We start from the raw sequence: 19206 nt of genomic DNA, 5'->3' as shown, positions 1-19206 counted from the left end.
GCGCATCCTTGTCGTTGCTCATGGCGCATTCTGGCGGTTACCCACATGATTCCTGCCGCCTACGTTCTGCATAGTCGTCCGTACAAGGAAAGCAGCGCCCTGGTGGATTTCTTCACCGCCCAGGGCCGCGTACGTGCCGTGCTGCGCGCTGCACGGGGCAAGGTCGGCAGCATTGCCCGGCCTTTTGCGCCGCTGGAGCTGGAACTGCGTGGGCGCGGCGAGCTGAAGACTGTCGGCCGCCTGGAAAGCGCCGGCATTCCTCTGTTGTTGACGGGCGAGGCGCTGTTCTCAGGGCTCTATCTCAACGAACTACTGATTCGCCTGCTACCGGCCGAAGATCCGCACCCCGTGATGCTCGAACACTACGGTCTGACCTTGCAGGCACTGGCTGCCGGCCGGGCGCTGGAACCGCTGCTGCGTGCGTTCGAATGGCGCCTGCTGGATGAGCTGGGCTATGGTTTCGCCCTGGATCGTGACCAGCACGACCAACCCATCGATCCCACGGCACTTTACCGCTGGCAGCAGGACATCGGCCTGGTGCCGGTGGTACAACTGCAACCCGGTGTGTTCCAGGGCAGCGAGCTGCTGGCCATGGCCGAAGCCGACTGGCAGACGCCAGGTGCGCTGGCCGCTGCCAAACGTCTGATGCGTCAGGCGCTGGCACCCCATCTCGGCGGCAGGCCCCTGGTCAGCCGCGAACTTTTCATGACGCTCAAGGAGTCCAAGCGTGACTGAGGCCAATCGTATTCTGCTCGGCGTGAACATCGACCACGTCGCCACCCTGCGCCAGGCTCGCGGTACACGTTACCCGGACCCGGTCAAGGCTGCGTTGGACGCCGAAGAAGCCGGTGCCGATGGCATCACCGTGCACCTGCGTGAAGATCGCCGTCATATCCAGGATCGCGATGTGCGCGTGCTGGCCGACGTGCTGCAGACGCGGATGAACTTCGAAATGGGCGTCACCGATTTCATGCTCGGTTTCGCCGAGCAGATTCGCCCGGCGCACGTGTGTCTGGTGCCGGAAACCCGTCAGGAGCTGACCACCGAAGGTGGTCTGGACGTGGCCGGGCAGGAAGCGCGTATCGCCGCAGCGGTCGAGCGTCTGACCCTGGCGGGCTGCGAGGTCTCCCTGTTCATCGACGCCGAGGAGCGGCAGATCGAAGCGGCCATGCGTGTCGGTGCGCCGGTCATCGAACTGCACACGGGGCGTTACGCCGATGCCCATACGGCTGAAGAAGCTGCGCATGAGCTGTCGCGCATTCGTGATGGCGTCATCTGCGGTCTGAACCACGGGTTGATCGTCAACGCCGGCCACGGCCTGCATTACCACAATGCCGAAGCCGTGGCGGCGATTCCCGGCGTCCACGAACTGAACATAGGCCACGCCATCGTCGCTCATGCCCTGTTCGTCGGCTTCAAGCAGGCAGTCGCCGAGATGAAAGCGCTGATCGTCGCCGCAGCCAATCGCGGATAAACGCGGACGCGCGGAATCGCCTGGCCGATCAACTGTCGACCGGCCGACCTCTCGTAGGGTGTGCTACGCGCACCAGGCCGGCACCGCGGTATGCCCGGTGCGCACGGCCTACCCTACTCAGTTGTGCAGGGCTCAGCCCTGCGTGAACGCCTGAATCATTTGCGTGGCGAGCGCCTCGATCGCGTCGTTGCGCTGATGACCGCGTATCAATTTGATGTGGTACTCACCCAGTGCGGGCAGGCCCTGTTCCGCTCCCAGTCGACGCAGTGGCGGCTTGACCAGGCTGCGCGGGAAGGGCGCGATGGCCAGATCGGCCATCATCGCCGCTTCCTGGCCGGCGCATTGCTCGCAGGAGTAGGCGATGCGATAGGCCATACCCTGGCGATCCAGCGCATCGATCGCAGTTCTGCGCCAGGCGCAGCCCGGGTTGGCCAGCGCCAGCGGCAGGGGCGAGCGCTGTACGGCCAGGCCGCCATCGCGTCCGGCCCAGACCAGTTCCTCGGAATAGATCACTTCGCCGCGAGAGTCATCCAGGCCGTCGTTGCCGGCGTTGATCAGGGTCAGATCCAGCTCGCCGGCATCCAGCTTCGCCACCAGATCCACGCTGCGGCCCACGTTCACTTCGACTTCCACGGCCGGATGGCTGCGCGCGAACAGGGTCAGTACGCCTGGCAGCACGCGGTCGCCGATGTCGTTCGGCGTGCCGAAGCGCACGCGGCCAGTCAGTGTAGGGGTGAGAAAGCGCGCCACCGCCTCCTCGTTGAGCTTGAGCAGACGCCGGGCATAGCCCAGTAGCACCTCGCCTTCGGCGGTCAGGCGAACCTGTCGTGGCTCGCGGATGAACAGGCGCTGGCCGAGGGTTTCCTCGAGCCGCTTGATCTGCAGGCTGACGGCCGCCGTGCTGCGAAATACCTGTGCCGCGGTGCGGGTAAAGCTGCCGCTATCGGCGATGGCGACGAAGGTGCGTAGCACATCGCTTTCCAGAAGCGGCGGTGAGATGGGGGCTATCGCGTTCATGATCGTTAAATATTACTTAACCAAAGGTTTTATATTTGTCGTTTGTTTGAACGATAGGCGCGTTTCATCCTGATCGCAAGCCCGGCACGAGCGGGCAGCGAAAAGGAGGAAAGTTCATGAACAGTACGCGCAAGCCCGACAAATCGCGGCCGGCCATGCCCGAGTTCTACATGCCGGCCATGTGGCCGCTGGATCTGCAGAACGCCATCGTCGACTGGATCGGCGCCTGGTTCTGGCGTCGGCGCATGCGTCGTCTGCTGGCGCAGGACATCGAGGGACGGATTCGTCTGGGCAGTGCTCGTGGCGTGGTGGAGCAGGGCGCAGGCGAGCCGCTGCGGCTGATCGCGCAGCGGCGGGCGCGTTGGCTACGCCCCTAGGCCGCCGCCCTCAGGGCTTGCGCGCGATCAGCACGGCGCGGGTCGGTGCCGGCAGTCCTTCGACGGTGCGACTGTGATCGGCCGGGTCGAGAAATTCCGGCAGCGACTGGAAGCGCATCCACTCGGTGGCGCGTTGCTCTTCCACCGAGGTGGTGCTGACGTCCACGCAGCGCACGTCCTCGAAACCGGCGCGGCGCAGCCAGCGCTCCAGCGCCGGTACCGAGGGCAGGAACCAGACGTTGCGCATCTGCGCGTAGCGATCCTCGGGTACCAGTACCTGCTCGGCGTCGCCTTCGACCACCAGGGTTTCCAGCACCAGTTCGCCGCCCTTGACCAGGGCATCCTTGAGGTCGAGCAGGTGATCGATGGGCGAGCGGCGGTGGTACAGCACGCCCATGGAAAACACCGTATCGAAGCCCTGCAGCCTGGCCGGCAGTTCCTCGAAGGCCAGCGGCAGGTGCCACACCGGTTGATCCGGCAGGTAGCGCTTCATCGCCAGGAACTGGCAGAGGAACAGCCAGTTGGGGTCGATGCCGACCACGCTGTCGGCACCCGCACCGAGCATGCGCCACATGTAGTAGCCGTTACCGCAACCGACATCGAGGATGCGCTTGCCGTCCAGGTTCAGATGCGGGGCAACGCGCCGCCATTTCCAGTCCGAGCGCCACTCGGTGTCGACATGCACGCCGAACAGCTCGAACGGGCCTTTGCGCCAGGGGATCAGCCCCCGCAGGGCGGTATCAAGCTGCGAGCGACTCGCCTCGTCGCTGGCGCCGCCAAAGGCGAAGCGCTGAGCCAGCTCCACGTCGCTCACCGGCAGATCCGGCAGGGCTTGGACGGCGCCGTACCAGCGCGCCAGGTCGCCATGACCGATGGCCAGCTTGGCATCGAGCTGGCCGGGCAGGTCGGCCGCCCACTCCTGCAGCGGGGTGCCGGCCAGTTGCGCCTGCAGGGCATCGAGGTCCAGGTCGCGCATCATGGCAGGGCCACCAGCGAAGCGAAGTTCAGGCACTGGAACCATGGCACCACCTTGCTGAAGCCAGCGGCCAGCAGGCGCTCGCGGTGCTGCTCGAGGCTGTCGGGCAGCATCACTTTTTCGATGGCGCTACGCTTCTGCGCGATTTCCAGCTCGCTGTAGCCGTTGGCGCGCTTGAAAGCCACGTGCAGTTCGGTCAGCAGGTCATGCTCGGCTGCATCCTCGAAACGCAGCTTTTCCGAAAGGATCAGTGCGCCACCGGGCAGCAGGGCGTGGCGAATGCGTGTGAGCAGCTCCAGGCGCCGCTCCGGCGGGATGAACTGCAGGGTGAAGTTGAGCGTGACCAATGAAGTGGGCTGCAGGTCGAGGGCAAGAATGTCGGCCTCGATCACCTCCACCGGCAGCAGCTCCTGGAACATGGCGTCCTGGGCATGCAGGTATTCGCTGCAGCGCGCGACCATGGCCGGCGAGTTGTCCACGGCGATCACCTTGCCGCCATCGACGCGCACATGGCGGCGCAGCGCCTGGGTCACTGCACCGAGCGAGGCGCCGAGGTCATACAGTGTCGTCTGCGGCTGGGCGAACTGGCTGGCGAGCACGCCGATGTTCTCGACGATGGTCGGGTAGCCCGGCACCGAGCGCTTGATCATGTCGGGAAACACCCGCACCACGTCCTCGTTGAAGACGAAATCGGGCACCTCGGGCAGAGGCTGTGCGAATAGACGATCAGATTCTTGGCTCACGGCAGTCGCAACGGGTAGCGGAAAAGGCCGGCATTTTAGCCAAGTGTGGCGCAACAGTCAGGCGCTGTTGCGGCGTTGGAAGACCGAGGCAGCGATGCCCCACTGGCCGAGCCAGTAAGTGAGGATGATGGCGTAAGGCGCGGCGTCGAAGCTGGTGACGAAGCGGTCGATGCCGATCAGGCTGTCGGACAGCACGAAGAGTGTCGCGCCGCCAGCGGCGAGCCAGGTGGAGCGCGGCTGCAGCTGCGGCTGGCCGATACGAGCCAGGGCGCGCCAGAGCATCAGGCTGATTGCCGTGGCATAGCAGGCCACTGGGATCAACAGCTCGCCCAGGCCGCTGCTGGCCAGTATGGCGAACATTGCGCCACCGGCGATCAGCGCCAGCAGCAGGGCGGGCAGAGCCGGTTGCCGGCTGTCGGAGCAGTAGGCGCGCAGGTAGGCCAGATGGCCGAGCAGGAAGGCGCCGAGGCCGAACACGAACAGGTCGCCCGGCCAGTCCAGCAGAATGTCGCCGGCCAGGGAAAACACCAGGCCGATGCCGATCCAGCGGCGATAGGTGCCCACCGGCGCCTGGCGCAGCCAGAGCAGCAGGGCGATCACCGGGATGCCCTTGGTCAGCAGGCTGAGCTGCGCATCGCCGGTGACCCGGCCGTAGAGAAATACCGCAGCACCCACCAGACCGAGCAGCAACCAACGCATAGCAGGACTCCCTTCGTTATTGGAATGGCGCGACTATGCCCAGCGACCGAACGGATGCCAATGCGAGGGGTGCCAAATCGAGGGGCGGATCATGCCGCTACTCGACGTCACCGAGAGTATTGGGCAACGTATGCGTTCGTTCAGGAGAAGCGCATGTCGATATCGCCACCTGTCACCGAGCTGATCGCGCGGCTATACCGCGAGGAATCACGGCGCGTGCTCGCTACTCTGATCCGCCTGCTGGGTGACTTCGACCTGGCCGAGGAGGCGTTGCACGAGGCATTTCGCAGCGCGGTCGAGCAATGGCCGCAGAGCGGAGTGCCGGACAACCCACGTGCCTGGCTGGTCTCTGCCGGACGCTTCAAGGCCATCGACAGCCTGCGTCGGCAGCGTCGCTTCCAGCCGCTGGATGAACAGGTCGAGCTGTCCGACGAGAGGGGGATCGAAGAGGGCGAGCTGCTCGAAGACGACCGCCTGCGCCTGATCTTCACCTGTTGCCACCCGGCGCTGGCCAGTGACGCCCAGGTGGCATTGACTCTGCGCGAGGTATGCGACCTGAGCACCGAGGAGATCGCCCGCGCCTTCCTCTCCAGCCCATCGACCTTGGCCCAGCGCATCGTGCGGGCCAAGGCGAAGATTCGCGACGCGCGCATCCCTTACGAAGTGCCGGGACGCAGCGAGCTGCCCGAGCGGTTGGAGGCGGTGCTGCGCGTTGTCTATCTGGTGTTCAACGAAGGCTACTTCGCCAGCTTCGGTGACTCGCTGACCCGCAGTCAACTGTCCGACGAGGCGATTCGTCTGGGCCGTTTGCTGCTGGAGTTGCTGCCCGAGCCGGAAGTACAGGGGCTGCTGGCGCTGATGCTGCTGCACGAGTCGCGCCGTGCTGCACGCAGCGGCGCCGATGGTGAGGTGATCCTGCTGGAGGCTCAGGATCGAGGCCTGTGGAATCGCGAGCTGATCGCCGAAGGCGAGGCTCTGGTGTTGCAGGCGCTGCATTCGCGGCGTTTCGGTCCTTACAGCCTGCAGGCGGCGATTGCTGCGGTGCATGCCGAGGCGGCCAGCCTGGAGCAAACCGACTGGCCGCAGATCGTCGGCCTCTATGACGAGCTGCTACGGCTGCAGCCTTCGCCGGTGATCGAACTCAACCGCGCCGTGGCGCTGGCCATGCGTGACGGTGAGCAGGCAGGGTTGGAGGCAATCGACCGTCTGCTCGCCACGGGTGGGTTGGACGGTTACCACCTGGCCCATGCGGCGCGAGCCGACCTGCTGCGCAGGCTGGGCCGGAGCGAGCAGGCGATTGCAGCCTACCGCCAGGCCCTGGCGCTGGCGCAACAGGGGCCTGATCGGCAGTTTCTGCAGAAAAGGCTGGAGGAGTTGGGTGCCTAGCACCTGTATCCGCAGCCCGGATGCAATCCGGGGATGGCGCACTCCCGGATTGTATCCGGGCTACTGGGCTTGTAGGGCTGCACGTAGGGTGTGCTGCGCGCACCAGCATTATTGTGCGCGCAGGAGGTGCGCACGGCGCACCCTACGGTGGTTTCGGGCTTAGCCCGCCACCAGTACGCGAATCGCTTCCAGGCGCAGGGCGGCCTTGTCGAACATCGCCAGGCTCTGTTCGCGCTGCTCGCGCAGGGCGTCGATCTCGCTGTCACGCACGCTCGGGTTGACCGCACGCAGGGCGACCAGGCGCGCCAGTTCCTCGTCCAGTTCGGCGATCAGGCGACGCTTGGCTTCGGCTACACGCTCGACGTGACGCGGCGTGACCTTGGCTTCGGCGTCGTTGATCTGCTTGGCCAGCACGTCGCGCTGGGCCTGGACGAACTTGTTGGCGCTGGCGCGCGGCACGCTTTCCAGCTGGTCGTTGAGGGTCTCGAAGCCGACCTTGGCGGCCAGATCGTTGCCGTTGGCGTCGAACAGGCAGCGCAGCGCCGCCGGTGGCAGGAAACGCCCCAGTTGCAGCTTGCGCGGGCCAACGACTTCGCTGACGTAGAGCAGCTCCAGCAGCACGGTGCCAGGTTTGAGCGCCTTGTTCTTGATCAGCGCGACGGCGGTGTTGCCCATCGAGCCGGACAGCACCAGGTCCATGCCGCCCTGCACCATGGGGTGTTCCCAGGTGAGGAATTGCATGTCTTCGCGGGCCAGGGCCTGCTCGCGATCGTAGGTCACGGTCACCGCCTCGTCGTCGCCCAGCGGGAAGCTGGCGTCCAGCATTTTTTCGCTGGGGCGCAGGATCAGGGCATTGTCGGAGTGGTCTTCGCTGTCGATGCCGAAGGCGTTGAACAGCTCCTCCATGTAGATCGGCAGGGTGAACTGATCGTCCTGCTCGAGGATGGCTTCTACCAGCGCCTCGCCTTCACCGGCGCCACCGGAGTTCAGCTCCAGCAGACGGTCGCGGCCGCTGTGCAGCTCGCCTTCCAGGCGGATGCGTTCGGCGGTGGCTTCGTCCACCAGTTGCTGCCACTCGCCGTCATCGCCGTTTTCCAGCAGCGGCAGCAGGCGCGGGCCGAACTGGTGCTGCAGGGCGTTGCCGGTGGGGCAGGTGGCGAGGAAGGCGTTCAGCGCCTGGTGGTACCACTGGAACAGGCGTTCCTGCGGGCTGTTCTCCAGGTAAGGTACGTGCAACTGGATGCGGTGCTTCTGGCCGATGCGGTCGAGACGGCCGATGCGCTGCTCGAGCAGGTCCGGGTGGGCCGGCAGGTCGAACAGCACCAGGTGATGGGCGAACTGGAAGTTGCGGCCTTCAGAACCGATTTCCGAGCAGATCAGCACCTGTGCGCCGAATTCTTCGTCGGCGAAGTAGGCGGCGGCGCGGTCGCGCTCAAGGATGCTCATGCCTTCATGGAACACCGTGGCGGGGATGCCGGAGCGCACGCGCAGGGCGTCTTCCAGATCCAGCGCGGTCTCGGCGTGGGCGCAGATCACCAGCACCTTGAATTTCTTGAGCATCTTCAGGGTGTCGATCAGCCATTCGACGCGCGGGTCGATGCGCCACCAGCGCTGTTCTTCATCGACATTGTCCTGCGCCTGGTAGCTGACTTCCGGGTACAGCTCGGCGTGCTCGCCCAGCGGCAGCTCAAGGTATTCGTCGGGGCTCGGCAGCGGGTAGGGGTGCAGTTCGCGTTCGGGGAAGCCCTGTACGGCGGCGCGGGTGTTGCGGAACAGCAGACGGCCGGTGCCGTGGCGATCCAGCAGCTCGCGTACCAGGCGCGCGCGCGCTTCGTTGTCGCCGGTATCGATGGCGTCGAGCAGTGCGCGCCCTTCATCGCCGAGGAAGCCGCCGATGGCATCGCGGGCCTGGGCGCTGAGCTTGCCCTGGTCGAGCAGTTCCTGCACCGCTTCGGCGACCGGGCGGTACTGGCTGCTTTCGGCGCGGAAGGCTTGCAGATCATGGAAGCGGTTAGGGTCGAGCAGGCGCAGTCGGGCGAAGTGGCTGTCCTGGCCGAGCTGTTCCGGGGTGGCGGTGAGCAGCAGCACGCCGGGGATGACCTCGGCCAGTTGCTCGACCAGCGCGTACTCGGCGCTGGCCTGCTCCGGGTGCCAGACCAGGTGGTGGGCTTCGTCGACCACCAGCAGGTCCCAGCCGGCGGCGAACAGTGCGTCCTGGGCCTTCTCGTCGTCCTTCAGCCATTCCAGGGCGACCAGCGCCAGCTGGCAATCCTCGAAGGGGTTGCTGGCGTCGCTTTCCATGAAGCGCTCGGCGTCGAACAGGGCGACATCGAGGTTGAAACGACGGCGCATTTCCACCAGCCACTGGTGCTGCAGGTTTTCCGGCACCAGGATCAGCACACGGCTGGCGCGACCGGAGAGCAGCTGACGATGAATCACCAGGCCGGCTTCGATGGTCTTGCCCAGGCCCACTTCGTCAGCCAGCAGTACGCGCGGGGCGATGCGGTCGGCCACTTCACGGGCGATGTGTAATTGGTGGGCGATCGGTTGCGCGCGCGCACCGCCGAGCCCCCAGAGAGACGACTGCAGCAGGCGGCTGTTGTGTTCGAGGCTGTGGTAGCGCAGGGCGAACCAGGCCAGCGGGTCGATCTGGCCGGCGAACAGGCGGTCGCTGGCGAGACGGAACTGGATGAAGTTCGACAGCTGGGTTTCCGGCATGGTCACCGGCTGATGCTGGGCGTTGAGGCCGTGGTAGACCAGCAGGCCATCGATGTCCTCGACTTCCTGCACGGTGAGCTTCCAGCCCTCGAAATGAGTGATCTCGTCACCCGGCGCGAAGCGCACACGGGTCAGCGGGGCATTGCGCGTAGCGTACTGGCGGGTTTCGCCGGTGGCCGGGTAGAGCACGGTGAGCAGGCGGCCGTCCTCGGCGAGGATGGTTCCCAGACCCAATTCCGCCTCGCTGTCACTGATCCAGCGTTGCCCCGGTTGATATTGCGCCATGCCTGCCTGTCTCCCGCGTGAAAAAGCCGACTATGTTAACGGATGCGGCGCCACGGCCAAAGCGGTCATGGCACTATTGCCGTGCGGCTTAGTCAAAAGTGTAGCGAGCGCCGGCTAAAGTCGCGGCGCACGGGGCCGACAGCCTGACCAAAGGAGGTGCTGCAACGTGCTACCACCTATCCCCCATAGCCTGGTGCCGGTCACTGCCACGCAGGACATGATCAAGCCCAAGCCCGAGATTCCTCCAGTGACCCCGGTCGAGGCGAGTGCCAAGGAAAGTGCGCTGAGCCTCGACAAGCGCCACCCGCAGGAAACCGAGGAGCTGCTGCGCGAAGAACAGCGCCGCCGCCAGCGGCGTGGCTACACCCCTGAACAGTTGGCCGAGGCCGAGCCGGAAGAGGTGGAGCAGGCACTTGGTGATCTGCCCCGGCAAGGGCTGTGGGTAGACGTTGAAGTCTGATTAAAAGTCTGTTGCGCGTCGGCCCTGCTGCGTTAAAAGCTAGCGAGTAATGCTCATGTACAAAAGTACAGTCGAGCGCGGCCCCGGCCGTTTCTCGCCAGTTTGATTCGCTGGCGCTCACCCTTCGGGCCAGCCTTCGGCTGTTACATCCGTTGGTCGTTGCGCCTTGCATGGCTCTAGCTCGCGAGACTTTTAGCTTTTGCTAGGTATTAGCTCCGGAGTGTTGTCATGCTGTTCGCCGACCCCTTGCCCGTACTCGCCGATGCCGAACTGGATTATCTGCCCGGCTGGGTCGACGCTGCCCTGGCCGACAGCTGGCTGCAGGCACTGGTCGAGCAAACGCCCTGGCAGCAACCCGAGTTGTTCATCCATGGTCGCTACCACCGAACGCCACGGCTGACGGCCTGGTATGGCGACCCCGAGGCGCGTTACCGCTATTCCGGGAAGATTCACGAGCCCTTGCCCTGGACGCCACTGCTGAACGAGATTCGCCAACGGGTCGAGAGAGAAGTCGGGCAACCGCTCAATGCCGTGCTGCTCAACCATTACCGCGACGGCCAGGACTCCATGGGCTGGCACAGCGATGCCGAGCCGGAGCTGGGGCGTGATCCACTCATCGCCTCACTTAACTTGGGCGGCAGCCGGCGCTTCGACTTGCGCCGCGTCGGCAGCACGCGTATCGAGCACTCACTGACACTGGAACACGCTTCGCTACTGGTCATGCGCGGGCCGACCCAGCATCATTGGCAACATCAAGTGGCGAAGACGCGCCAAGCCTGCGCGCCACGCCTGAACCTGACCTTTCGCCTGATTCGGTTTCCGCTATGAGCCATGACGACAAGCTGATCGATTTCGCCGCCGAACGCGACAAGCGTATCCACGACCTCAACGACAAGCGCCTCAACGAGATGCGCCAAGTCTTCGAGCAGGTATTGCCGATTGGCAAGGCGAAAAAGAAGTCCAAGAGCAAACCCAAGAAACGCTGATCCCCTCCTTTAAATCGTTGTGCACGGCTGCCAGGCCGTGCTTCGCGCCTCGTACCCTCTCGATTTCTTGATCTGGGTCAGTATTGCCCCTGACCCGGGCACGCCTGCTCGTCGGCCATTGATCCAGATCAATTTTCCCGCCGCCAGCGCTGATAACGTGAAGCCATCCCAGACAGACAGGCATAACAGGAGGCAGCCATGTTCGTCGATACAGTGGTTCTCGCCGGAGTCGGCACCGTACTTCTGATGGTCGCGTTCTTCGGGGGTGTTGGTTACTTCATCTGGAAGGATGCGCACAAGCGCAAGCAGAGCTGATCCTTCCGGTTCACAGGGCACGCAAGGCAATTCGGGCGACTTCGGTCGCCCTTTTTTTGTTTGCACGCTGCCTGCCTGAGATCACGCTCCTTCTGGACATAAATACTTAGCTAGCTAATAATTGAGTTTCGCATGGAGGCGCAACCCAATCGCTACAGCTATGTTCAGAGCTGAGATTCTTTCAGGTAGCCACCGTGCGTGATTCCTTGCTGGCGTTTCTGGCGCCAAGCTCGCAAGCCGTTCAATTCGCCATCAAGACCCTGCTCGGCGGTGGTCTGGCGTTGTGGTGCGCGCTGCGTTTCGGTCTGGAACAGCCGCAGTGGGCGCTGATGACCGCCTTCATCGTCGCCCAGCCGCTGTCCGGCATGGTGGTGCAGAAGGGCCTGGCGCGGCTGCTCGGCACGCTGGTCGGTACGTTCATGGCCGTGGTGATGATGGGGCTGTTCGCCCAGGCGCCGCTGCTGTTCTTGCTGGCATTCGCCCTGTGGTTGGCGCTGTGCACGGCATCCTCGACCATGCTGCGCAGCGCCTGGTCCTACGCCTTCGTGCTGGCCGGCTACACCGTGGCGATCATCGCCTTGCCGGCCATTGGCAAGCCGCATGTGGTGTTCGATGAGGCCATCGCCCGCTGCACGGAAATCTGCCTGGGCATCATCTGCGCGACCCTGAGCAGCGCCTTGCTCTGGCCGCAGCGCGTCGAACGGCAACTGGCGCAGCAGGCGCGCAACGCCTGGCAGGCCGGCGTCGCGGCGTCGCGCCAGGCGCTGGCGGGTGAGGCCGACCCGCGGCAAGGCTTGCTGGAAGTGCTGGCGCGCATCGTCGCCGTGGATGCCCAGCGGGAGCACGCCTGGTTCGAGGGCGCGCGCGGTCGCCAGCGTGCCGTGGCACTGCGGGTGCTGAGTCGCGATCTGCTCGGCATGTTGCGCCTGGCCCGCGGTGTGGCGCGGCAGTGGCGACAGCTGAGTAGCGCCGAGGCACAGGCTGTCGCGCCCTGGCTGCAGATGGTGGATGAGCGCCTGCAGCAGGAGCAGCCATCAGGCTTGCTGGAACTGGTCGAGCAACTGCGCCAGACAGCGCAGGACGAAGAGCTGAGCAGTGGCCAGCAGCTGTGCCTGGAGCGGCTGATGGTGCTGCTGCTGCGTGTAGAGGATGCCAGCCGTGCCTTGCGCGCGGTCGAGGAGGGCAGGGCACCGGCCGATGCGCCGCGCGCCTTGTCCTGGCACTACGATTGGCAGGCCGCGCTGGTCTATGGCTCGCGCAGCGCGTTGACCTTCCTGACCCTGGCGGCGTTCTGGCTGGCCACTGGCTGGACCCACGCCACCGGCGCGCTGCTGCTGGCCTGCGTGGTCTGCAGCCTGTTTGCCCGCCTCGAGGCCGCGCCGCAGATCGGCATGATGTTCCTGCGCGGCATCTTCTACGCGCTGCCAGTGGCGTTCTTCGTCGGGCAGATTCTGATGCCGCAGATCGATGGCTTCGTGATGCTCTGCATGGTGCTGGGCGTACCGCTGTTCTTCGGTGTGCTGGGTATGGCCAAGCCGGCGACGGCCGCCACCTCCACCTCGTTCTGCCTGCACTTCATCGTGCTCTGTCTGCCGGCGCCGGGTGTCGGCTACAACGTCGAGTTCTTCCTCAACGAAGCGCCCGGCATGCTGATGGGCGTCGGTTGTGCGGTGATGGCCTTCAAACTGGTGGTGTTACGCAATCCGGTCTGGCATGGCCGCCGCCTGATGCAGGCGATCCTGACCGACCTCGGGCGGCTGACCCGTCGCGATCTGGGGCGCGCCGAGAACTGGTTCGGCGGACGTATGGCCGACCGTCTGTTGCAGCTGGCGCGGCATTACCCTGCGCGGCCGGACCAGGCGCGCAGCCGCTGGGACGATGGCGTGGCCGGCCTCGATCTGGGCGACGAGTTGCTGCATCTGCGCAAGTGCCTGGCCAATGCAGACGCCGGCCTGGCAAGGTCGCAGCAGCGTTTCCTGGAATACCTCGATGACGCGCTGGAGCGTGGCCCCGCGCCGGGCCGTGAAGACGATCTGAATGCAGCTGTGGCCGAACTGCAGGAGTCCCTGCGCGCCTGCACGCCCAGCATCGACAAGCGCCTGGCCGAGGCGGCGCTGTTGCAGCTGCAGAACGGCTGGCGCCAATGGTGCCATCTGAAGGGAGAAACCCATGGGGTTACATGAATGGTCGCTGGGCGGCGTGCTGCTCAGCCCGATGGCGGCCTACGCGCTATTGGCGCTGCTGCTGACCGGCGTGTTGCGCCTGGGGCTGCAGCACATCGGGCTGTCGCGTTGGATCTGGCACGAAGCCCTGTTCGATTGTGCCTTGTATGTCTGTGTCCTAGCGGCCGTGATTGCCGTGCTGGGGCGGTAAGGAGAGAAAGCATGCGTTCGACCATTCGAGTCGGCATCACCCTGGCCATGGTGGTTGCGGCGATCTTCGCCGGCTCCTGGATCTGGCAGCACTATATGTACTCGCCCTGGACGCGCGACGCCCGCGTACGCGCCGACGTGGTGACCATCGCCCCGGACGTGTCCGGCTGGGTGGTCGAGCTCAAGGTGCGCGACAACCAGCAGGTCAAGGCGGGTGACCTGCTGATGAGCATCGATCGCGACCGCTATCAGGCGGCGGTAGAGAAGGCCAAGGCGGTGGTGGATATTCGTCGCCAGCAATTGAGCCTGCGCGAGCACGAGGCCTCGCGCCGTTCCCGCCTGGGCGCCCAGGCGATCAGTGCCGAGCTGCTGGAAAACGCGCAGATCAATGCCGAGATGGCGCGCAGCGAGTACCGTGAAGCGCAGGCTGATCTGCGTGTGGCCGAGCTGAATCTGGCGCGCAGCGAAGTGCATGCCCCGCGCGATGGGCAGATTACCAACCTGGTGCTGGCGCAGGGCAATTACGTGAATGCCGGGCAGGCGGTGATGGCGCTGGTCGATACCCAGTCGTTCTACGTACAGGCGTATTTCGAGGAGACCAAGCTGCCGCGCATTCAGGTCGGCGCGCCGGTGGAGGTCTGGTTGATGGGCGGTGACCAGCAGCTTCGTGGCGAGGTGGAGAGCATCAGTCGCGGCATCACCGACCGCAACGCCAGCCCGGACGGGCAGTTGCTGGCCGATGTCGAGCCTACCTTCAACTGGGTGCGCCTGGCGCAGCGTATTCCGGTACGGATCAAGCTGGATCAGGTACCTGAGGACACGCTGCTGAGTGCTGGCATGACTGCCAGTGTGCGTCTGGACTAGCGCGCCTCGCGGCGAATGGCCCAGGCAACGTATTGATCGCTCCCACGCTCCGCGTGGTAGCACAGTCCAGTTCGTAGGGTGGACAACGCGAAGCTTGTCCACCGTCTGTACTGACGTGATGGTGGATGAAAGAAGCGTCATCCACCCTACGACGAAATGAGCGTGCTCAGTGCGTAGGGTAGAAAACGCGAAGCTTGTCCACCGCTTGGACTGACGCAATGGTGGATGAAAACAGCGTCATCCACCCTACGATTAAATGAGCGTGATCAGGCGCGCTCGATCTGTGCCGGTGTGCGGCGCATCAGCACCTTGCCGTGGCGTACCGATACCAGCGCATGGCCCTGGCTGCGCACCATCTCGTAATCGTCCGGTGCTGACAGGATCAGCAGGTTGGCAGGACGACCCACTTCCAATCCATAACGCTCGCCGAGTGCCAGCGCACGGGCCGAGTTGTCGGTGATCAGGTCCAGGCTGCGCTTGAGGTCTTCGTAGCCAAGCAGGTGGCAGTTCGTAGGGTGGACAACGCGAAGCTTGTCCACCGTCTGTACTGACGTGATGGTGGATGAAAGAAGCGTCATCCACCCTACGACGAAATGAGCGTGCTCAGTGCGTAGGGTAGAAAACGCGAAGCTTGTCCACCGCTTGGACTGACGCAAGGGTGGATGAAAACAGCGTCATCCACCCTACGACTAAATGAGCGTGATCAGGCGCGCTCGATCTGTGCTGGCGTGCGGCGCATCAGCACCTTGCCGTGGCGTACCGATACCAGCGCATGGCCCTGGCTGCGCACCATCTCGTAATCGTCCGGTGCTGACAGGATCAGCAGGTTGGCAGGACGACCCACTTCCAATCCATAACGCTCGCCGAGTGCCAGCGCACGGGCCGAGTTGTCGGTGATCAGGTCCAGGCTGCGCTTGAGGTCTTCGTAGCCAAGCATGTGGCAGATGTGCAGGCCGGCTTCGAGGATGCGCAGGATGTTGCCGTTACCCAACGGATACCAGGGGTCGACGATGGAATCCTGGCCGAAGCAGACGTTCATCCCGGCGCGGTCGATCTCCGCCACGCGGGTCAGGCCACGGCGTTTCGGGTAGGTGTCGAAGCGGCCCTGCAGGTGAATGCTCTCGGTGGGGCAGGAGATGAAGCTGATGCCGCTCATCTTCAGCAGGCGGAACAGCTTGGAGCAGTAGGCGTTGTCATAGGAGCCCATGGCCGTGGTGTGGCTGGCGGTCACCCGCGCACCCATGCCTCGCACGCGGGCTTCCTCGGCCAGCACCTCGAGAAAACGCGACTGCGGGTCGTCGGTCTCGTCGCAGTGCACGTCCACCAGGCAGCCGGTGCGTTCGGCCAGATCCATCAGAAACTTGATCGATGACACACCCTGGTCGCGGGTGTTCTCGAAGTGCGGGATGCCGCCGACCACGTCGGCGCCCAGCGCGATGGCCTGCTCCATCAGCGCACGGCCACCCGCGTAGGACTCGATGCCCTCCTGCGGGAAGGCGACGATCTGCAGGTCGATCAGGTGACGGGTTTCCTCGCGCACTTCGAGCATGGCCTTGAGCGCGGCCAGGGTCGGGTCGGTGACGTCGACGTGGGTGCGCACGTGCTGGATGCCGTGGTCGACCAGCATGTCGATGGTCTTCCTGGCGCGGGTCTTGGTGTCTTCATGGGTGACCAGCGCCTTGCGCTCGGCCCAGCGCTCGATGCCCTCGAACAGCGTGCCGCTCATGTTCCAGGCCGGCTCGCCGGCAGTGAGGGTGGCGTCGAGGTGAATGTGCGGCTCGACGAAGGGCGGCACGACGAGATTGCCGGCAGCGTCCAGATCGCCTTCGGCGATGGGGTGCAGCGTATGTTGGACGTCGATGGCGGCGATGCGCTCGCCGTCCAGGGTGATGCGGTGCAGGCCGTCGCGGCCGCGCAGGCGGGCATTGTGGATGATCATCGGGGTTCCTCTCAGGCAGGCGACGACAGGCGCCGGATCAACAGCGCAACGCTGATGTTCAGGCGGTCGTGCGGGTCTTCGAACGAGCAGCCGGTCAGCGCTTCGATGCGCTGTAGACGGTAGCTCAGGGTATTGCGGTGAACGTTGAGGCGCTGTGCGGCCAGGGCCAGGTTGCCGTTCTCGGCGAACCAGGCTTCCAGCGTCGGCATCAGCACGGGTTGGTGGCGCGAATCGTCGCCAATCAGCGGGCCGACCACGCGCTCGACGAAGCGATCGAGCAGGCTGCGGTCGCGGATCGCGCCGAGCAGCTCCAGCACGCCCAGCTCATTGAAACTGCACAGGCCCAGGCGCTCCGGGAAACGCTGCGCCACGGCCAGGGCCTGGCGCGCCTCCCCCAGGCCCTGGGCGAAACGCGGCGCCTCACAACCGGTGCTGCTCAGGCCGAGAAACAGGCGTAGCGGGCCAAGTTGCGGGCGCAGTTCGTCGAGCAGCATGGTCATGGCCAGGCGGTTGTTTGCTTCGGCTTGGCTATCGGGGCAGGGCAGCAGGGCGATCCAGTGGCGGCCTTGGCTAACCAGTGGCAGCGCGTCACCGAGTTCGCCGAGGCTCTGTTCCAGGCGCCGTTGCAGCAATTGCTGGCAGCTCTGCAACTGGCGCTCGGCGTCTTCGTCGGGCAGGTCGCCGAACAGTTGCTCGCTGCCGTCGAGACGCAGCAGCGCCACCTGACGCGGTACGTGCAGCGCCAGGCCGAGGCTGTCGCCGCGTTGCAGCAGCACGTCGAGCGACTGGTAGTCACCGTCGAGTACCTGCTCCAGCACATGCTGGCGCGAACGGCCGAGCTGCTGCGCCTGTACCAGCGCGGTGCCGATGGCCTGGGTGACGACCACCATCTTCAGCGCGTAGGGCTGCTCGATCAGCGGCAGGTTCAGGCGCTCGGCTTCGGCGATGACGCTGGGCGGGATGGCCTGGATGAACTCGGCGCCGGTAAGGATGACCAGGCCAGCGACCACGCGCTCATGGCCCTCGCGCACCAGGCGCAGCAGGTTGGCCTCGTCGCGCGGGTGGTTGATGCCGGTGACGAAGATCAGCTCGCCGCCCATCACCCAGTCGGCGATGCCTTCGTTCTCGGCCACGTAGGGCCAGCGCACGGCATTGTCGCGCCCGGCCTGGCCAGCACGCAGATGCATGCTGGCCAGGCCGGGCAGGGCGAGCACGTCGGCGACGGTCAGGCTCACGCGCCAGCGACCTGCTGGCGGCCGGCCAGGGCCTTGTTCAGCTCGAACAGCACCACATAGGCCAGGGCAGCCACGGCGATGCCCACCAGCGGCGCGACCCAGGGCGAAAAGTAGGCGCTCACCGCACCGATCAGGTAGGCGCCCAGGCCGACCCAATTGAATGCGGGCAAGCGCACATCGGCCAGTTTCGGGTAGCGCGCGCGGTGGCCGTAGAAGAAGTCGGCCATGATCACGCCGCCAATCGGCGGGATGATCGAGCCGAGCAGGATCAGGAAGGGAATCAGCATTTCGTACATGCCGCCGATGGCCAGCAGGGTACCGATGCCGGCGCCGACCAGGGTCACGGTCTTGCGCTTGCCGGTGCGCAGCAGGTTGCAGCCGGCGGCGGCGAAGTTGTAGATGGTGTTGTCCTGGGTGGTCCACAGATTGAGAAACAGCATGACCACAGCGGCCATGGACAGGCCCTGCAGCACCAGCACTTCGACCACGTCCGGTTGCTGATAGACGATGGCGCCATAGGCACCGGCGACGATCATCAGGCCATTGCCGATGAAGAAGCCGAACAGGCTGGCCAGCACCGCGACGCGGCCGCTCTTGGCGAAACGCGTCCAGTTGGTGGCCTGGGTGGCGCCGCTGACGAAGGTGCCGAACACAAGGGTAATGGCCACGCTCAGGCTCATGCTTTCCTTGGGCTCGACCGCGAGCAGGCCAGCGAGGCCGCCGATATCACGGGTGGCGATCCACAGCGAAGCCACCAGCAGCACCAGCATGGCCGGCACGGCGACGCGCGAGAGCAGATCCAGCCCCTTGTAACCGACGAAGGCGGTGAGGCAGAAACCGAAGCCGAACAGCACCATCAGTGGGATGGTCAGGCTTTCGGGCAGGCCGAGAATCTTCACCAGGACGATGGCAACGGTCGCCGTGCCCCAGGCGTACCAGCCGATCTGCGTGAAGCCGAGAAGCATGTCGGACAGCTTGCTGCCCACTTCGCCGAAGCAGAAACGCCCCATCAGCACCGAATTCAGCCCGCTGCGGCAGGCGATCAGGCCCAGCACGGCGGCATACAGACCGAGCAGCAGGTTACCGATCACCGCAGCCCAGAGCAGGGTGGTGAAGTCGAAGGCCATGCCGATCTTGCCGCCGGCGAACATGGTGGCGGTGAAGAAGGTGAAACCGAACAACAGGATGGCGGTGGAGAACAGCCCCTTGCGCGCGCCATTGGGCACCTCGCTCAGGGGGTAATCGCTATCGGGGGTGACGTTGCTCATGGACCTGGCTCCGGTATGGATGGTGAAGCCTTGGCGATAGCAGGGGGCGTGCCAGAAAGCAGTGCAGCAGGCCACTTGGCAAGGTGGTCAAA

The 19206-nt window shown here is 65.0% G+C and carries 19 protein-coding genes and 1 pseudogene; 11 read left to right on the top strand and 9 right to left on the bottom strand.

Going from position 1 to position 19206, the window contains the following annotated elements:
- The first annotated feature begins 45 nt into the window (after window positions 1-45).
- The gene (gene recO, locus H3221_RS10095; RefSeq protein WP_196475745.1) at window positions 46-735 is read left to right on the top strand and encodes a DNA repair protein RecO; all 690 of its coding nucleotides are present in this window, start codon (window positions 46-48) and stop codon (window positions 733-735) included.
- Window positions 728-1474, top strand: coding sequence for a pyridoxine 5'-phosphate synthase (gene pdxJ / locus H3221_RS10090; RefSeq protein ID WP_196475746.1), 747 nt, complete (start codon window positions 728-730; stop codon window positions 1472-1474). Before recO ends, pdxJ begins: the two co-directional genes overlap by 8 nt.
- Before the next feature lie 132 nt (window positions 1475-1606).
- On the opposite strand, the gene H3221_RS10085 is transcribed toward pdxJ, so the two are convergent.
- Window positions 1607-2491, bottom strand: a complete 885-nt coding sequence (locus tag H3221_RS10085) for a LysR substrate-binding domain-containing protein (protein WP_196475747.1) — start codon at window positions 2489-2491, stop codon at window positions 1607-1609.
- A 116-nt stretch (window positions 2492-2607) separates the two neighbouring features.
- On the opposite strand from H3221_RS10085, the gene H3221_RS10080 reads away from it, so the two are divergent.
- Window positions 2608-2868 (top strand): hypothetical protein, encoded by a 261-nt coding sequence (locus H3221_RS10080; RefSeq protein WP_196475748.1) that lies wholly within the window; start codon window positions 2608-2610, stop codon window positions 2866-2868.
- Window positions 2869-2878: 10 nt separating this feature from the next.
- On the opposite strand, the gene cmoB is transcribed toward H3221_RS10080, so the two are convergent.
- The 3 genes from cmoB to H3221_RS10065 are packed head-to-tail and all read right to left on the bottom strand — an operon-like array spanning window position 2879 to window position 5286.
- Window positions 2879-3847, bottom strand: coding sequence for a tRNA 5-methoxyuridine(34)/uridine 5-oxyacetic acid(34) synthase CmoB (gene cmoB / locus H3221_RS10075; protein WP_196475749.1), 969 nt, complete (start codon window positions 3845-3847; stop codon window positions 2879-2881).
- Window positions 3844-4587, bottom strand: a complete 744-nt coding sequence (cmoA, locus tag H3221_RS10070; protein ID WP_196475750.1) for a carboxy-S-adenosyl-L-methionine synthase CmoA — start codon at window positions 4585-4587, stop codon at window positions 3844-3846. The genes cmoB and cmoA overlap by 4 nt, the downstream gene beginning before the upstream one ends.
- A 57-nt stretch (window positions 4588-4644) precedes the next feature.
- A complete protein-coding gene (locus H3221_RS10065) occupies window positions 4645-5286 on the bottom strand; it encodes a lysoplasmalogenase (RefSeq protein WP_196475751.1) in 642 nt (213 codons plus the stop codon).
- A 153-nt stretch (window positions 5287-5439) separates the two neighbouring features.
- On the opposite strand from H3221_RS10065, the gene H3221_RS10060 reads away from it, so the two are divergent.
- Window positions 5440-6672 carry an RNA polymerase sigma factor gene (locus H3221_RS10060; protein ID WP_196475752.1) on the top strand — a complete coding sequence of 411 codons (1233 nt, stop codon included), beginning with the start codon at window positions 5440-5442 and terminating at the stop codon, window positions 6670-6672.
- Between the two features lie 159 nt (window positions 6673-6831).
- On the opposite strand, the gene rapA is transcribed toward H3221_RS10060, so the two are convergent.
- A complete protein-coding gene (rapA, locus tag H3221_RS10055; protein ID WP_196475753.1) occupies window positions 6832-9675 on the bottom strand; it encodes an RNA polymerase-associated protein RapA in 2844 nt (947 codons plus the stop codon).
- A gap of 166 nt (window positions 9676-9841) precedes the next feature.
- Between rapA and H3221_RS10050 the strand changes: the two genes are divergently transcribed.
- The 7 genes from H3221_RS10050 (at window position 9842) to H3221_RS10025 (ending at window position 14672) form a co-directional block, all read left to right on the top strand.
- Window positions 9842-10135 carry an aspartate-semialdehyde dehydrogenase gene (locus tag H3221_RS10050; protein WP_196475754.1) on the top strand — a complete coding sequence of 98 codons (294 nt, stop codon included), beginning with the start codon at window positions 9842-9844 and terminating at the stop codon, window positions 10133-10135.
- 228 nt (window positions 10136-10363) lie between these two features.
- Entirely contained in the window at window positions 10364-10963 is a 600-nt protein-coding gene (locus H3221_RS10045) for an alpha-ketoglutarate-dependent dioxygenase AlkB family protein (protein ID WP_196475755.1), read from the top strand.
- The gene (locus tag H3221_RS10040; RefSeq protein ID WP_093049229.1) at window positions 10960-11121 is read left to right on the top strand and encodes a hypothetical protein; all 162 of its coding nucleotides are present in this window, start codon (window positions 10960-10962) and stop codon (window positions 11119-11121) included. Before H3221_RS10045 ends, H3221_RS10040 begins: the two co-directional genes overlap by 4 nt.
- A gap of 198 nt (window positions 11122-11319) precedes the next feature.
- Complete coding sequence (gene ccoM, locus H3221_RS25665; protein WP_017361612.1) at window positions 11320-11436, top strand: cytochrome c oxidase subunit CcoM; 117 nt, start codon at window positions 11320-11322, stop codon at window positions 11434-11436.
- A gap of 194 nt (window positions 11437-11630) precedes the next feature.
- Window positions 11631-13619: an FUSC family protein gene (locus H3221_RS10035; RefSeq protein ID WP_196475756.1), complete on the top strand. Its 1989-nt coding sequence runs from the start codon at window positions 11631-11633 to the stop codon at window positions 13617-13619.
- The gene (locus H3221_RS10030; protein WP_196475757.1) at window positions 13606-13809 is read left to right on the top strand and encodes a DUF1656 domain-containing protein; all 204 of its coding nucleotides are present in this window, start codon (window positions 13606-13608) and stop codon (window positions 13807-13809) included. Before H3221_RS10035 ends, H3221_RS10030 begins: the two co-directional genes overlap by 14 nt.
- Window positions 13810-13820: 11 nt before the next feature.
- Window positions 13821-14672: an efflux RND transporter periplasmic adaptor subunit gene (locus H3221_RS10025; RefSeq protein WP_196475758.1), complete on the top strand. Its 852-nt coding sequence runs from the start codon at window positions 13821-13823 to the stop codon at window positions 14670-14672.
- A gap of 266 nt (window positions 14673-14938) precedes the next feature.
- Here the strand turns inward: H3221_RS10025 and H3221_RS10020 are convergent.
- From H3221_RS10020 to codB, 4 genes and pseudogenes are all read right to left on the bottom strand, one after another.
- Window positions 14939-15178 (bottom strand): annotated as a pseudogene (locus tag H3221_RS10020) (cytosine deaminase); the annotation flags it as partial.
- 197 nt (window positions 15179-15375) lie between these two features.
- Complete coding sequence (gene codA, locus H3221_RS10015; protein WP_196475759.1) at window positions 15376-16611, bottom strand: cytosine deaminase; 1236 nt, start codon at window positions 16609-16611, stop codon at window positions 15376-15378.
- Between the two features lie 11 nt (window positions 16612-16622).
- A complete protein-coding gene (locus H3221_RS10010; protein ID WP_196475760.1) occupies window positions 16623-17846 on the bottom strand; it encodes a PucR family transcriptional regulator in 1224 nt (407 codons plus the stop codon).
- On the bottom strand, window positions 17843-19114 hold the full coding sequence (gene codB / locus H3221_RS10005) for a cytosine permease (RefSeq protein WP_196475761.1): 1272 nt from the start codon (window positions 19112-19114) through the stop codon (window positions 17843-17845). The genes H3221_RS10010 and codB overlap by 4 nt, the downstream gene beginning before the upstream one ends.
- Window positions 19115-19206: the final 92 nt, after the last annotated feature.

Origin of the sequence: Pseudomonas chaetocerotis (assembly GCF_015712105.2) — a bacterium.
Taxonomy (GTDB): domain Bacteria; phylum Pseudomonadota; class Gammaproteobacteria; order Pseudomonadales; family Pseudomonadaceae; genus Aquipseudomonas; species Aquipseudomonas chaetocerotis.
Note: the sequence above shows the minus strand (reverse complement) of the source record. Positions and strands in the feature narration are given on the sequence as shown.

Bases quoted from the DNA above. Each gene is read 5' to 3' on its own strand.
- recO (WP_196475745.1), top strand. From the start codon at position 46: ATGATTCCTGCCGCCTACGTTCTGCATAGTCGTCCGTACAAGGAAAGC.
- H3221_RS10085 (WP_196475747.1), bottom strand. From the start codon at position 2,491: ATGAACGCGATAGCCCCCATCTCACCGCCGCTTCTGGAAAGCGATGTG.
- H3221_RS10080 (WP_196475748.1), top strand. From the start codon at position 2,608: ATGAACAGTACGCGCAAGCCCGACAAATCGCGGCCGGCCATGCCCGAG.
- cmoB (WP_196475749.1), bottom strand. From the start codon at position 3,847: ATGATGCGCGACCTGGACCTCGATGCCCTGCAGGCGCAACTGGCCGGC.
- H3221_RS10065 (WP_196475751.1), bottom strand. From the start codon at position 5,286: ATGCGTTGGTTGCTGCTCGGTCTGGTGGGTGCTGCGGTATTTCTCTAC.
- H3221_RS10060 (WP_196475752.1), top strand. From the start codon at position 5,440: ATGTCGATATCGCCACCTGTCACCGAGCTGATCGCGCGGCTATACCGC.
- rapA (WP_196475753.1), bottom strand. From the start codon at position 9,675: ATGGCGCAATATCAACCGGGGCAACGCTGGATCAGTGACAGCGAGGCG.
- H3221_RS10045 (WP_196475755.1), top strand. From the start codon at position 10,364: ATGCTGTTCGCCGACCCCTTGCCCGTACTCGCCGATGCCGAACTGGAT.
- H3221_RS10040 (WP_093049229.1), top strand. From the start codon at position 10,960: ATGAGCCATGACGACAAGCTGATCGATTTCGCCGCCGAACGCGACAAG.
- ccoM (WP_017361612.1), top strand. From the start codon at position 11,320: ATGTTCGTCGATACAGTGGTTCTCGCCGGAGTCGGCACCGTACTTCTG.
- H3221_RS10030 (WP_196475757.1), top strand. From the start codon at position 13,606: ATGGGGTTACATGAATGGTCGCTGGGCGGCGTGCTGCTCAGCCCGATG.
- H3221_RS10025 (WP_196475758.1), top strand. From the start codon at position 13,821: ATGCGTTCGACCATTCGAGTCGGCATCACCCTGGCCATGGTGGTTGCG.
- codA (WP_196475759.1), bottom strand. From the start codon at position 16,611: ATGATCATCCACAATGCCCGCCTGCGCGGCCGCGACGGCCTGCACCGC.
- codB (WP_196475761.1), bottom strand. From the start codon at position 19,114: ATGAGCAACGTCACCCCCGATAGCGATTACCCCCTGAGCGAGGTGCCC.